Annotated in this window: 12 protein-coding genes, 1 tRNA gene and 1 riboswitch; of the genes, 4 read left to right on the top strand and 9 right to left on the bottom strand. The window is 24.7% G+C overall.

What is annotated here, in order from left to right; translation table 11 throughout:
* Nucleotides 1–13: 13 nt before the first annotated feature.
* A complete protein-coding gene (locus KYD98_RS11620) occupies nucleotides 14–1,483 on the bottom strand; it encodes a phospholipase D-like domain-containing protein (protein WP_219780207.1) in 1,470 nt (489 codons plus the stop codon).
* 586 nt (nucleotides 1,484–2,069) lie between these two features.
* Between KYD98_RS11620 and KYD98_RS11615 the strand changes: the two genes are divergently transcribed.
* Nucleotides 2,070–2,145, top strand: a tRNA-Met gene (locus tag KYD98_RS11615).
* 210 nt (nucleotides 2,146–2,355) lie between these two features.
* On the opposite strand, the gene KYD98_RS11610 is transcribed toward KYD98_RS11615, so the two are convergent.
* The 7 genes from KYD98_RS11610 to KYD98_RS11580 all read right to left on the bottom strand — a co-directional run bounded on the left by KYD98_RS11610 (nucleotide 2,356) and on the right by KYD98_RS11580 (nucleotide 9,371).
* Nucleotides 2,356–3,609 carry a S41 family peptidase gene (locus KYD98_RS11610; RefSeq protein WP_219780206.1) on the bottom strand — a complete coding sequence of 418 codons (1,254 nt, stop codon included), beginning with the start codon at nucleotides 3,607–3,609 and terminating at the stop codon, nucleotides 2,356–2,358.
* Nucleotides 3,610–3,765: 156 nt separating this feature from the next.
* The gene (locus KYD98_RS11605) at nucleotides 3,766–4,497 is read right to left on the bottom strand and encodes an ABC transporter permease (protein ID WP_219780205.1); all 732 of its coding nucleotides are present in this window, start codon (nucleotides 4,495–4,497) and stop codon (nucleotides 3,766–3,768) included.
* A gap of 128 nt (nucleotides 4,498–4,625) precedes the next feature.
* A complete protein-coding gene (locus KYD98_RS11600) occupies nucleotides 4,626–5,342 on the bottom strand; it encodes an ABC transporter permease (RefSeq protein ID WP_219780204.1) in 717 nt (238 codons plus the stop codon).
* Between the two features lie 63 nt (nucleotides 5,343–5,405).
* Complete coding sequence (locus KYD98_RS11595; protein WP_219780203.1) at nucleotides 5,406–6,314, bottom strand: ABC transporter ATP-binding protein; 909 nt, start codon at nucleotides 6,312–6,314, stop codon at nucleotides 5,406–5,408.
* 377 nt (nucleotides 6,315–6,691) lie between these two features.
* Nucleotides 6,692–7,687 (bottom strand): sensor histidine kinase, encoded by a 996-nt coding sequence (locus tag KYD98_RS11590; RefSeq protein WP_219780202.1) that lies wholly within the window; start codon nucleotides 7,685–7,687, stop codon nucleotides 6,692–6,694.
* Between the two features lies 1 nt (nucleotide 7,688).
* On the bottom strand, nucleotides 7,689–8,381 hold the full coding sequence (locus KYD98_RS11585; protein WP_219780201.1) for a response regulator transcription factor: 693 nt from the start codon (nucleotides 8,379–8,381) through the stop codon (nucleotides 7,689–7,691).
* A 219-nt stretch (nucleotides 8,382–8,600) separates the two neighbouring features.
* Complete coding sequence (locus KYD98_RS11580) at nucleotides 8,601–9,371, bottom strand: MerR family transcriptional regulator (RefSeq protein WP_219780304.1); 771 nt, start codon at nucleotides 9,369–9,371, stop codon at nucleotides 8,601–8,603.
* Nucleotides 9,372–9,549: 178 nt separating this feature from the next.
* A riboswitch (cyclic di-AMP (ydaO/yuaA leader) is annotated at nucleotides 9,550–9,681 on the top strand.
* Nucleotides 9,682–9,796: 115 nt separating this feature from the next.
* On the opposite strand from KYD98_RS11580, the gene dapB reads away from it, so the two are divergent.
* From dapB to ablB, 3 genes are all read left to right on the top strand, one after another.
* Entirely contained in the window at nucleotides 9,797–10,618 is an 822-nt protein-coding gene (gene dapB, locus KYD98_RS11575) for a 4-hydroxy-tetrahydrodipicolinate reductase (protein ID WP_219780200.1), read from the top strand.
* 192 nt (nucleotides 10,619–10,810) lie between these two features.
* Nucleotides 10,811–12,064, top strand: a complete 1,254-nt coding sequence (gene kamA / locus KYD98_RS11570; RefSeq protein ID WP_219780199.1) for a lysine 2,3-aminomutase — start codon at nucleotides 10,811–10,813, stop codon at nucleotides 12,062–12,064.
* Nucleotides 12,065–12,068: 4 nt separating this feature from the next.
* Nucleotides 12,069–12,941, top strand: coding sequence for a putative beta-lysine N-acetyltransferase (gene ablB / locus KYD98_RS11565; RefSeq protein ID WP_219780198.1), 873 nt, complete (start codon nucleotides 12,069–12,071; stop codon nucleotides 12,939–12,941).
* 139 nt (nucleotides 12,942–13,080) lie between these two features.
* On the opposite strand, the gene KYD98_RS11560 is transcribed toward ablB, so the two are convergent.
* Nucleotides 13,081–14,643: an AAA-like domain-containing protein gene (locus KYD98_RS11560; protein WP_219780197.1), complete on the bottom strand. Its 1,563-nt coding sequence runs from the start codon at nucleotides 14,641–14,643 to the stop codon at nucleotides 13,081–13,083.
* Nucleotides 14,644–14,649 lie beyond the last annotated feature (6 nt).

Genomic DNA, 14,649 nt, shown 5'->3' with positions numbered 1-14,649 from the left:
TACTATTTATATTTTATTCTTGTGATGGTTGCCAATTATTCGAAGTATCTCCATATGCTCCACTAACCTCAAAAGCTCTTGATGTATCTGAAATATCTATACTACGATTTGCCCCATTTTCCCATTCTTCATTACCATTTGCTCTTACTATTACATATTTATATTCAATCTTACTTCCTGATTTAATATCAGCCTTAACAAACCAATCTGGAAATAAATCATCAGATGTTGACATTTCTAAGCCATTTTCTGCCTTCCATTCTCCTAGTTCTGGTACATTTCCTACAATAACAACCTTATCTCTTGGTTGTGTTAATGAACAATTTGTATGAAATAATATAGGTGTCTTTTCTCTAATCTCTTCCCCTTCAAAAGTACTTGATATACCTTTATATACATGTACTAAATCTAAAAAGTTTTGATGATATCTTTTTGCAATGTCTCTATTATTTAAAATTAAAATATCTTCATCATTAAATTTTGTGCCAGATGCTGTCCAGTTAGCAGATCCTGTTATAACTGTTTTATCATCAATTACGCAATATTTTTGATGCATAGCTGAAAATTTTGATAATTTATTACCAACTCTATATAACTCTATATTAGGTTGATTTTCTAACTCTTCATCTACTTTGGAAAAATCACATTGCTTCTTTTCCATTATTACTTTTACCTTTACACCTCTTTTAGCTGCATCTAATAAACTTTTACCTATGTATTTATTAGTGAATGTGAACATTGAAACTTCAATAGATTTATTGGCTTTTTCTATTTGTTTTTCAATATATCTTGATAAACCTTGTTCTGGAGAAAAATGAATAGATACTACATCATTATATTGATCTTTTTCTATTTCAAAAGGTTTTTTTTCAAATAATTGAAGAATTTGATTTCTATAAATTCTAGCTACTTGTTCATTTCTTATAAGAATCATATTTTCATCATTACAATATGCAGCTGTAGCATTCCAATTAAGTGATCCAGTCATAACAGTTTTTTTATCTATTACAACTGATTTTAAATGCATTATTGAATAATTTGTAGTTCCTACTGTCTTTTCCGGCTTAGATTTTACAACTTCTATTCCATTTTCTTCTAAATAGTCATCCCCTGTATTCCATTCTTTAAGTGCATTATCCTTATCCACTACAACCTTAACATTTACTCCTCTTTTTGATAATTCAACAAGTTTAGATAATATTGGTGTTAGACGTATATTATAATGTGCAATAACTACTTCTTCTTGTGCTTCATCTAAAACTTTAAGCACCTTTTCTACTTGATTATCAAATGGTGAAAAAGATACTTCAGCATCTAAATTTGATCCCTCTAACTTATCTTGATTAACTTCATAACTTACAGCTGCCGCAGTAGTTGACTTATTAACACAACTAGCATTTGCTGGTATAGCTTGTGCTGAAATAAACATATTGCAAGCTATTAACGCTGATGTTATACAACATAATATTCTGTTTCTTTTCATTGTAATTACCCCCTAAAATTTAAAATCGTTAACTATCATACCTTAATAATTTTTGGAAGTAAATACTGAAAAATGTAATATTTTGTAGATATTTTATTCAATTACTTTTTTCTCGATAAAATACAAAAATTATATATCTAATAACTCTTTTTTTGTTATAAATCACAAATTATTAACAATTTTTTTAAATAAATAGCTTATTTTAACAATATATACAATTATTAAGATAAAATAATATTAGGGTAATATATATAATTATGAAACTTTATATCAAACTATGACAGAATATTATAATTAATATATTATTTTTAAGATTAAAAGTATAATTGTTTTTAAATTATAACTTTACTCATAAATAATATTAATAAAAATAATATAGAAACCTATTCATTTATTATTTTATTTAAGGCATAATCAAAAAAAATAACAAGTCAATCTACCAAGCCTAATTTTCATTATTTAAAATATAATCTAAAACAGGGTCTTTTTTTAAACTAATTAGTATAATTACTTGACTTTATGTATTTATTAAGGTATAGTAGAACTCTAGACAGGAGTTATTTAAAAACTATGTCTTATAAATTAACGCGGGGTGGAGCAGTTGGTAGCTCGTCGGGCTCATAACCCGAAGGTCGTAGGTTCAAGTCCTGCCCCCGCAACCATAAAAACACCTATACTTATGTATAGGTGTTTTATTATTTTATATTAAGACTTAAACATAAACTTCAAACATATCTTTATCTTGAATATAATATCAACATTCATTTAAAACATATCATTTTAGTATTATTATAAACTATTTTCATTTTACTTAATACATTACTGATACTTAAAATACTAAACTTTAATGTATTGTTTAATACTTTAATTTACTATTTAGCCACATTGAAAATATAATCTAAAACAGGATCTTTTTTATTTAAATAATCATTCATAGAAATCTCAATAATATGATCTGGTATTAATGCATCACCCTCATCCTTAGATATTTCAAACTTCTTTGTTGAATATCTTATTGATATTTTAGAATTAGGTAATTCAAATCCTTTTGCTTCACCATAATGATTAGGCTTACCACTAGTTGGGCTTCCAACAAATGTAGCATTTGTTTCTTCTCTTAATTTACATGCATCTACTATTGGAGCAGAAAAAGTTTCTCTTCCAACTATAACAAATAATTTTTTTTCATTATTTCTATTTCTTCTCTTTATCCCATCTATAATAGGATCTAAATATCCACTAGTTCCACCAGAATTATTTCTCATATCAATTACAAATTTCTCTACTGGATTATTATCAATAAAATTTAAGACTTCATTAGTAAAATTAGTTATATCTCCCGCTTCTTCATCTGGTAAGCATTGATTATATTTAAAATATAACGTCTTCTCATCTTCTAAATATTTATACCAATAATTTAAACTTCTTTTTTGCATATAAAGAGGATAAGAATCATCCTTCTCATCACTTACAATAAATTCTTCATTATTTTTATCTGTTTCCAGTGCATCTATTTGCAAATCAAATACTTTTCCATCCGCATTTTCAAAAGTAAATTTAGTTGAATCAATATTATCAATTATTTTTACTCCATGAAGAACATCTGGTACATTTAAATAAGTAGGAATGCATTTTTTTATAGTTGCTTCATTTTCATTTGATACTAAAGGCAACAAAATATTTTTAATAGATTGTATATCCATTCCATTTATCTTTGTTAGTTTACAATTTAATGCTTCTTTATATTTATCCATTGTATTAATTAAATATATGCCATCATCAAAATAGTAAAATTGTAAAGGATACTTTTTCAAAAAACCTTTATAAGCTTTAGTATGTCCTTCCCCTACAGATGCAACAATCTTATAAATACCATCTACTATCTCATCATCATTTAACGTATTAATTGATTCTTTTAAATCATTTATTTCTTTGTTGAATTCTTCTTCACTAATTCTAAAAAATAAGTTTACATGCTTTTTAGGAAGAGCTTTTTGTAAATAATTTAAATCTTTCTCCCATTTAGTATTTCTATCTCCTCCTAAATACTGAGTTTCACATCCAGTAATAAATAGTAGTAAAAAAACTAATACAAAACAGAAATTAATTTTTATAAATTTTCTCATATAAAACTCCTTAATATGAAATTTTTCTTATATATTCTATCTTTAATATTAATGGTTATGTTTTAAAACAGTATTGATATTCTAGTATAAGGGCGAAATCGCATTGGAATTTGCTTTCTATAATATCAACACTCACTTAAAACATAGCCATATTAATTAATAGGTCATATCAGTTTTATTGTATTGATAAATACATAATGCTATTGATATGACAAAACATATAATTCCAGAAGTTATTGCTGCCATCATATCAACCTTACCTGGATAATAAAAATTTTTTGCACAAAAATATGGTGTAAGTAATGGAATGTATTTTATATAAAAAGACTTCATTCTAGTTAATGATGCTGTAATTATAAAACTTAATATTCCATATGATACTGTAAGCACAATATTTTTACTTATATTTGCAATAAATATTGGGATTGGAATGAGTAAAAATTGAAATAATAGTGAGCATATATTAACCTTTATATCATTAATTATCAATTTATATTCTATTGAACCATATAACATATAATATCCTAGATACATTGTTACCATTTGAATAAAATAAACTATAGTAATTAGTGCATATATTATTATTAATTTTCCTATGAATATTTTTACTCTGCTAATTGGATAAGCATACAGTGTACTTGCAGTTTTATCACTATACTCTCTACAAAAAATATATCCTGCTATTAATGCAAATAAAATCCCATATATCAAACTAAAATTTATTAGCTCTATATTATAAACATACTTTTCAAAAGTCCTATTTTTTTCTCCTGATACCATTATTGCTAAATCCATAAATCCTGGATTTACACTTCCTCCTATTAATACTAAGAGAATAATATAAGATTTCTTAAGCTTTAAAAATTCTGAATATATTACATTTAACATCTTAAATCCTCCATTCTTTAAGGCACATGAAAATAAATAATAAATCTAAAGTTGCCATGAATATTTTTTATCGACACCATTGATGGGAAATAGGCTGGCAAATGGACTAGTTGTTTTTTTGAATGTGCCTAATTTATCTCTATATTATTGTAATGATATATACATAAAAACATAGATATAACAAAAGTTGATACTCCAACAATAGGAACTAATATAAAATCAATTGGATCTCCTACATAGAAATAACAAACAGGTAGAAATGGTATCATTAAAGGTGAACATTGCATGTATATTCCACTTATCATCATAAATATTGATGAAACTGCTCCTAGTACACCATATATTACTGAAAATATAATATTTTTACTTATACCTCCAATTAATATTGGTATAGGAATTATTAAAATTTGAGCTAAAAATGAATATACTAGTATTTTGACTTCATAATTAATCACATCTTTGACTTCTGCCCATCCCCATATTGCATATAATATTAAAATTCTAATAAAAAAATTGATTACATATATAAATAAAATAATCATTAATATTGTAATGAATTTTCCAAAAAAAATTTTCATTCTACTCATTGGATAAGAATATATCACATTAGCAGTCTTATCTATGAATTCCCTTGAAAAAATATAACTTGATATTAAAGAAAAAATAACTATATATATAAATTGAATTTGAAAGAAATCCATATTTACTATATAACCTTTAATACAATTATCTTTTCCCATTTCAATAACCATAACTATTGGAATAAACAATGTTACAATTAAAGCAATTATAATAATGTATGACTTTTTAAGCTTCAAAAATTCTGAATATATTATATTAAACATGTACTTCCTCCCATTTAGTAAACAAGTATACTACTCTACTGTTTTTTATTTACATAAAATCTACTACTTTTCAGTAAGTCTTAGAAAATGATCTTCTAAACTATCTGCTTTAATGCATAATTCATTTATCCCTACATTATTTGAAACTAAGATTTTATTTATAATTGAGGCTTGTTCTAAATTTTCATAAACTCTTAAAGTGTTCTTTTCCCATATAACATAGTCTTTTAATTTCAATTTATCTTCTAATATGAATGAAGCCTTTTTATCATCATTTACTCTTATATTTATATAATGTCTATTTCTTTTTTGTAATTCATCATAATTTATTTCTTCTAGCAACTCTCCTTTATGAATTATTCCTATCTTTGTTGCCATCTGTTGAATTTCACTTAATATATGTGTTGAAATTAAAAATGTAATTCCTTGCTTGTTACATAATTCTATAATCAATTCTCTAATTTCTTTTATTCCTGTTGGATCAAGTCCATTAATTGGTTCATCCAATATCAAAAATTCTGGATGATGCAAAAGTGATCTAGCTATTCCAAGTCTTTGTTTCATACCTAAAGAAAATTCTTTAACCTTTTTATCCTTAACATCTGCTATACCTGTTATTTTTAAGGAGTCTATTATACTATCTTTATCTTGTATTCCCATCATTCTTCTGTGTATTTCTAAGTTCTCTGCTGCTGTAAGATTGGGATAAAAACCTGGATATTCTATCATTGATCCAACTCTTTGAAGTAGATTTTTATTTTTATTTGAATATTTTTGTGAAAATAATTCTATTTCACCTGAAGTAATTTTTATAAGTCCCATGATCATCCTTATTGTTGTAGTTTTTCCAGCACCATTCTTACCAAGAAAACCATAAATTTCTCCTGGTTTGATACTCATATTTAAATTTTTAACTGCAGAGAATTTTTTAAAATTCTTAGTTAAATTATTTGTTTTTAAAATATAATCCATCTCTCTCCTCCTAAATTTAATTAATCTTTTAATAATTATTCAATAAAGAACAAAAGCGAATACGCCACGTTCCAATGAAAAATTGACAGTTGACAATGAACAATTGTGCTTGAAAGTCATAGGCTTTCAGGTTTCAAAAATTCTATACTTTCCTAGACATTAAAAAAGACTATGTTTTTAATATACAACATAGTCCTTACACCACTTTTAATAAGTTCTTACATATTTCTTAACTTTCCCATTAATTAGTAAATTGAAATTTAATCAAAATTTAAAAATATCGTATAAATGTGAACTAACATTAAAATTTACTTTCTATAATCTTATAACTATAATATCAATATTCTTTAAATCATAACGGAATATGATTAAATATCTCATGATACTTTCTTAAAATTTCTTGGCAATATAACTCTAAACACTGTCTTTTCAAACGGAACACTGCTCACAGATATACTTCCTCCTAATGATTCTACTAATTTCTTTACTATAGTAAGTCCAAGTCCACTGCTTTTTAAATTTAATTTTCTTGATTTTTCTACTGTATATAGTCTATCAAAAATATATTTTATTTCTTCTTTTGGTATTCCAATACCGTTATCCCATATATTAATAAAAACATTATTCTCATCATAATTTAAATCAATTCCTATTTCTGTAGCCTTTGAGGCATGTTTTAACGAATTATTTATTAAATTACTTGAAATTCTATTTAATGCTTTTTCATCACTTAATATATATATGTCTTCTTCTGTAATATTTATTTTTGGATCTATATTAAGCTTTTTTATCTCATTAAAAAATGAAATTATATTTTTCCTTATAATTTCAGATATATTAATTTTCTTCATTTCTAATTTTATATCGTTTGAATCTAACTTAGAAATCTGAAAAAATTCCTCCATTAAATTGTATAAATAATTTCCCTTACTATAAACTATTTTTAAGTATTTCAATATTTGTTCATCATTTAAAGTATTATTTTTTAATTGAGTTTCATTTAATCTATTATTTAAGTTTAAAGCTTCATCATTAAAATTACTTTCTTCAAGAATAAGTTCCATATATCCAAGCATTGAAGTTAAAGGTGTCCTAAGATCATGAGATATATTAGATATCATCCTTTTTCTTGACTCTTCATCTATCTTATTCTTTTCATATAACCTCTGAAATTTTTCAACTACTTTATTTATTTTTATGCTTAATATTTTTAAAAGTCTCACATGATTTTGAAATCTTATTCTTTGATTTAAATTTCCATCTAATATTTGATCAAGTATTTTACATATATAATTTAACTTTTGATATAATGAAACAAGCAAAATTACAAGAATGACTATGATAGTAATTAATACATAATTTAATACACTCATATTATTCACCAAGTTTATATCCTATTCCCCATACAGTTTGAATATATTTAGGCTCATTAGGATTATCTTCTATTTTATTTCTGAGTCTTTTTATATGAACCATTACAGTATTATTATCATCATTCAAATATTGATTTTCCCATACATTATTAAATATTTGAGCCTTTGTAAAAACTCTATTAGAGTTTGAAAGAAATAATTTTAAAATTTCAAATTCCTTTGGTCTTAAATTTAACTCTTTATCCCCTTTAAAAGCTCTATAATTCAAAACATCTAATTTTAATTCATCATGTTGTAAAATAGAATTTTTATTTTCATTATTGTTGTAATCAACATATCTTCTAAGTTGTGCTTTTACCCTAGCTGTTAATTCTCTTACTGAAAATGGCTTTATCATATAATCATCAGCACCCATACTAAGACCAATTACTCTATCACATTCATCATCTTTAGCTGAAATAATTATTACTGGCAAAATGCTCTTTTCCCTAATCCTTCTTAATACTTCTATTCCATCAATATATGGGATCATTAAATCAAGTATAATTAACTTAATACTATCATTGAACATTTCCAAAGCTTGTCTTCCATCAAATGCTTGACTTATATTATAATTTTCCTTGCTTAATGCATCACAAATCAAATCATTTATCTCATCATCATCTTCTATAATTAATATATTACAAGTATCCATATAATCACCGTTTCTCTTTCTTAACTTATTTTAATTTTTACTAACTATACTATATATTAACATTATATAACATATTAATTTTATAATTTATTCATAAAAATAGCTTATATAATTATTAGTTATATAAGCTATTTTTTATTTATTATTTTTCATGGAAACTTTTAAATCATCATAATATAGTTCAATAATTTTTTCATTTTTATAACAATGCTTTGTTTACTATTTTTTATCTATATTATCACAATATACTTCAATTGCTTCACTAAAAAATTTAGCTAATTCTGGTTTAATTTCGTTAATAAAATTTGTAAATCTTTCATCATAAATATACATTTGTCCTAAACCCCTAAATATTTCTGGTGTACAATTATAAAAATTATTAGTTATATACCTTCTCCATTCTTCAATTACATCTTGAACTTCTGAAAATTCTTTTGGTTTATCCATTAATTTTGATAATTTTTCAAATATTAAATTTCCAGATGCCATAATATTATTCCAATCTTCTTTTGTATACTTTGATGTTTTTATTTTGTTTTCCTTATATGCTTCTGAATTACCATACTTTTCTCTAACTTCTTTTGCATATTTAACCTTATAATTTTCTATTTCAGATATATCAAATCCATTAAACATTTCCTTCTTATCCATTTCTTTTCCTCCATCAATTGAATTTATAGTTTTTTCAAGCGTATCTATTATTTTTTCAAGTCTCTCTTTTTTCTGCAATAATAAATTTTTGTGATTATTTAATGCATGCTTTCTATCAAATCCCGGATTTTCTATAATGTTTTTTATCTCTTTTAAACTAAAATCAAGTTCTTTAAAAAAGAGGATTTGTTGTAATTTTTCAAGATCCTTTTCTGTATAAAGTCTATACCCCGCGGCAGTTATAGTATCTGATTTTAATAATCCAATTTGGTCATAATAGTGGAGTGTTCGTACGCTTATTCCAACCATATTAGAGACCTCTTTTACTTTATAAGAAATAAAATCATCCCCTTATTGTTTAGTACTTGTTTCTTACATCTTTATAATAAACTATCACGTAACGTTATAGTCAATACATTATTTTAAAATAAACAAGCTATTTTTGTATTTATTTGACATTATTATCTTAAAGAGATAAAATTATTTATAGATGGTATTAATTTAAAAGAGTAATTGAATATTTATAGCGCTGAATCAATTTGAGCGGGAGAACCAATTTTTGGGGTGAATCTTATCGTTATGATAAGTAGGGTTAATTTCTTCAATCCGAATCCGTCAGCTAATCTCGTAAGCGTTGAAGGGAAGTTTTTAGGTATACTATTATATACTTTTTTTAGTGTTCCTATAATTTATGATGCTTAATAAGCTGCAGAGACTTCTCTGCAGCTTATTATTTTTTAACAAACAATTTAAGGAGGTATTTTATGGTAAAAATTTGTTTAATTGGTCTTGGAAAAACTGGTAAGGAAATTGCTAAAATGATACTTAAGAATAAAAATATGGAGCTTGTATCGGTTCTATGTAGTCCTAACAGTAGTAAAAAAAATAGAGATTTAGGTGAAATTCTTAAAATACAAAAAACTGATATCAAAATAGAAAGTATTGATACATTAGAACAAAATATATTAAAGTCTAAACCAGATATTGTTATAGATTTTTCTAATCCTGAAGCTACTTTAAAAAATGCAAATCTGATTTCAAAAATGAAAGTTAATATGGTTATTGGTACTACAGGTTTTTCAGAAATAGATTTAAAAAAACTAGAGACTTTAGCTACTAAGAATCATACTGGAATGGTTTATGCTCCAAATATAACAGTTGGAATTAATGTATTAATGATTTTAACTAAACTAGCATCTGTTCTATTAAACGATTATGATTTTAACATTTCAGAAATTCATCATAAAAATAAAAAGGATAGCCCATCTGGTACAGCATTAAAAATAGCTACTGAAATAGAAAATGGATTAAAATACTCTGGTAAAGATATTAATGAATCAAAAATTTCAATAAATTCCATACGTGCTGGTGGTGTAGTTGGAAAACATACAGTATCTATTGTTGGTGAAGATGATATAATCACAATTTCTCATGAATCATTTTCAAGAAAAGTTTTTGCTCTAGGAGCCATTTATGCAATAAATTTTATACAAAATAAAATTGGCTTTTATGAAATGAGTGATATATTATGCTTATCCAAAGTTATAGAAGATTTATATCTATCTCAACAAACAAATGCTCTATAACTTATTTTAAATTTTCTATAAAATTTTCTTAATAAAAGTCTATTTAAATAATCTTTATTTCTCAAAAAATAAAGACTTTCATAAAAATATTAAAGTGTTATAACCCTTCTTATAATAATTCAAAATTTTAATTAACTATAATTCTACATTAAATTTATACCTTATTTTTTAACTATAAAAGGAGTGTTTATATTGAAAAGAAACTATAATGATATATTATTATGGAAAAATACCACAAAGGAACAATGGAATGATTGGAAATGGCAGATTGCTAATCGAATTACAACAATAGATGAATTAGAACATATTGTAAATCTTACTGATGAAGAAAAAAATGGAATAAAAGCCACTCTAAAAAAACTTAAAATGGCAATAACACCATACTATGCAACATTAATAGATCCAAATGATTATAATTGTCCAATCAGAAGACAAGCTATTCCTACTATTCAAGAAACAAAAATTTCTAAATATGATAGTAATGATCCTTTACATGAAACTATTGATTCTCCTGTCCCTGGATTAACACACAGATATCCTGATAGAGTTCTTCTTCTTATTACTGAGCAATGTTCAATGTATTGTCGTCATTGTACAAGAAGAAGATTTGCTGGACACAAAGATAGTTCTCTCTCAACCAATAATATCCTAAAAGCTATTAAATATATAAAAGAACATAAAGAAGTACGAGATGTATTATTATCAGGTGGTGATGCTTTGTGTGTATCAGATGAAAAACTTGAATTTATTTTAAAGAAATTAAAAGAAATACAACATGTTGAGGTTATAAGAATAGGAACACGGGTCCCTGTTGTTATGCCACAAAGAATAACTAGTAATCTTTGTAATATTTTAAAAAAATATCATCCAATTTGGATTAATACCCACTTCAATCATCCAAGTGAAATAACTGAAGAGTCTATTTTAGCTTGCAAAAAGCTTGCTGATTCTGGAATTCCTTTAGGAAATCAATCTGTTCTATTAAAGAATATAAATGACTGTCCTTATATTATGAAAAGTCTAGTTCACAAACTAGTGATGAATAGAATAAGACCTTATTATATATATCAATGTGATTTATCTCAAGGAATTGAACATTTTAGAACTCCTGTTTCAACAGGTATTGAAATTATAGAACTTTTACGTGGACATACTTCTGGATTTGCAGTTCCTACATTTGTAATTGACGCTCCAGGAGGTGGGGGGAAAATTCCTATTAATCCTCAATACTTAATCTCACAATCTCCTGAAAAATTAATTCTTAGAAATTATGAAGGTGTTTTATGTACTTATAATGAACCAACCGATAAAACTCATGAATGTCATCATTGTGGAATATGTAATAAATTTAAAAAAGATGATTCTAAAGGATTAGAGCAACTTTTTAAAGATGAACGTGTTTGCTTAATTCCTCAAAGTAACATTAGAATAAAAAGAAGGGCGTAAAATTATGAGTATAAATAATTGTAAAATAAATAAAAATTATTATATTACAATAGATGATATCAATCTCTATGTAGATTACACTAATAAACGTATAAAAATAATTGATTTTAATAATATATCTATAAAAAATATAAAGAATATAATGTCTTTCTGTATTCAGGAGAATTTAAGTAAAATACTTTGTAATACTGATATTGAAAATTTAAAATTTTTCTTTGAAGCCGGATTTGATTTAGAGGGTAAAATTGAAGGTTATTTTAAAGGAAAAGATGCATTTTTAATGTCTTATTTTATAAATAATAAAAGAAGAATTTACAATAATATAGATGAAAAAAATTTAATATTAAATAAATGCTTAGATTTAGAAAATACTTACAATAATAACATTAATAATAGTGCATATGATATAAGAGATGCAAATGAGAATGATATAAAAGAAATAGTAAAACTATTTTCTAATGTATTTTCAACTTATCCATCTCCAGTTTATGATGAAGAATTTTTAAGACAAACTATGAATAAGAAAGTTCTATATAAAGTTGCAACAGATAATGGGAAAGTAATTGCTATAGCTTCAGCAGATATGGATAAAAAGAACTTAAATGCTGAGATAACTGATTGTGCTACTTATCCTGAATATAGAGGTAAAGGCATATTATCAAATATTGTTCATTTATTAGAATTAGACCTTAAGTCTAAAGGATTTATTGCTTTGTATAGCTTAGCTAGATCAATAAATCCAGGTATTAATTTTGTTTTAAGTAAACATAATTATAAATTTAGAGGAAAATTAATAAATAATTGTAATATATGTGGTAACTTTGAAGATATGAATGTTTGGGTAAAAAATATTAATACTCATTTATCTAAAATTTAAAACTTTCTGTTAGTTATCAAAATTATTTTAGTATATTTTAAATTCTGTAATTAAATATAAAAACACCTATACTTGAATTGCTCTCTATCTACTTGACAAGGGCAATTCAACTTATGTATAAGTGTTTTTATATTAATCTTTAAACATAAACTTCAAAAATATCTTTATCTTGAATATTTAATCTTTCTTCTTTAAATTCTTTATTTTTATTAAAATTAAATATAACCAAGTATCCTTTGTCTAATCCATGAATATCTAAATAATCACAAAGCTGATTAAGTCCATCTTCATGATACTTTGGTCCTCTCCATATTTTCATTTCAATTATATATTTGAAATTATTATATGTTATTACTACATCTAATCTTTTTTCTTCAGAAACTTGTACTTCCTTAAAATCAAATCCTGTTCCATTTATTATTGGTTTTATAAACGCTAAAAATAGTAATCTTCCATGATGTTCTATAAATTCTTGATCTTTAGATGAATATTGTTCTTTCATAAACTGCTGAAATCTTTGAAGAATTTTTTCTATATTAAGTTCTCCATTTTCTTTTATAAATCTTGATTTAATATTATATATACTCATATTTTCAGTGGAAGTTCTTACCTTTGATATCATATAATTATAGATAATTTCTTCAAATATTTTATTGCTTATCTCTAGTCCATCTTTCCCCTTTTTAAATATACCGTAAGTTAACCCTATGCTTATTACTGGATCTAATGGATTAAAAATTATTTGTTCTCCATCTATTAAAATTCTCTTTGTTAATTCATAAAGTTCATTATTATTTTCTAAATTTTTTACTATACTTTGAAATAAAGTATTAACTTCTTCATTAATAATCTTAACTGCCTTTTGAACATCTTCTTTAATCCAAGATTCTTTTATATCTTTTTTAATCTTTTCATCTATAATCTGGCAAAGTCTACTTACTAAAAAAGGATATCCTTCTGTAAAAAAGTATAATTCTTCACTTATAGATTTTATGTCTATATCTATATTATTTTCTCTACTATACTGCTCTATCATTGTAGAAATTTCTTTTGGTGAAAAACTCATATCTACATCAAAATCCACTGCTATGTTCCAAGGTGAATTATATTTTGATTCCTCTTCTGAACGTAGTTTTAATTTTAATGATTTCACATCATAAAGTCCTGTTAATATAACAGATTTAAATGTATAATCTCTTTCCATTTCCCTATCTAAATATTTATTTCTAAGCATTCCTATAAAACTTAAAAATAATTGATTATTAGAACTTTTATCAACCTCATCAATAAATAAAACAACTTCTTTTGATGCATCTTCAATAAATTTAGTTATAACCTCTGATGTATTTTCAAGGTCATTAACATTTTCATTTAATTCTAATAGCCTTTCACTTTCTTTTTTATCAGTAAACTTTAAAGATTTAGCCATTATCTTTAAAAATTTATTACAAAAATCTTTTTCATCTTCAAATACACTATCACCAATACCTTCAAAGCTAATACTTATGACTAAATACTCTTCACTTAATAATTTTTCTAATTCACTTAAAGTTGTTGTTTTCCCATATTGTCTAGGTTTATTTATAGTAAAATAAAATTCATTATCTATAAGTTCTCTTATTTCTTTAAGTTTTTTTGTAATATCTACCATATAGTGTTTTCTAGGTACACAAACCCCAGTGGTATTAAACCTCTTTTTCATAGCATA

The organism is Clostridium weizhouense (genome assembly GCF_019431045.1).
GTDB lineage: Bacteria > Bacillota > Clostridia > Clostridiales > Clostridiaceae > Clostridium > Clostridium weizhouense.
The sequence above is the reverse complement of the archived record's forward strand: the minus strand, read 5'-3'. Positions and strand labels throughout refer to the sequence as shown.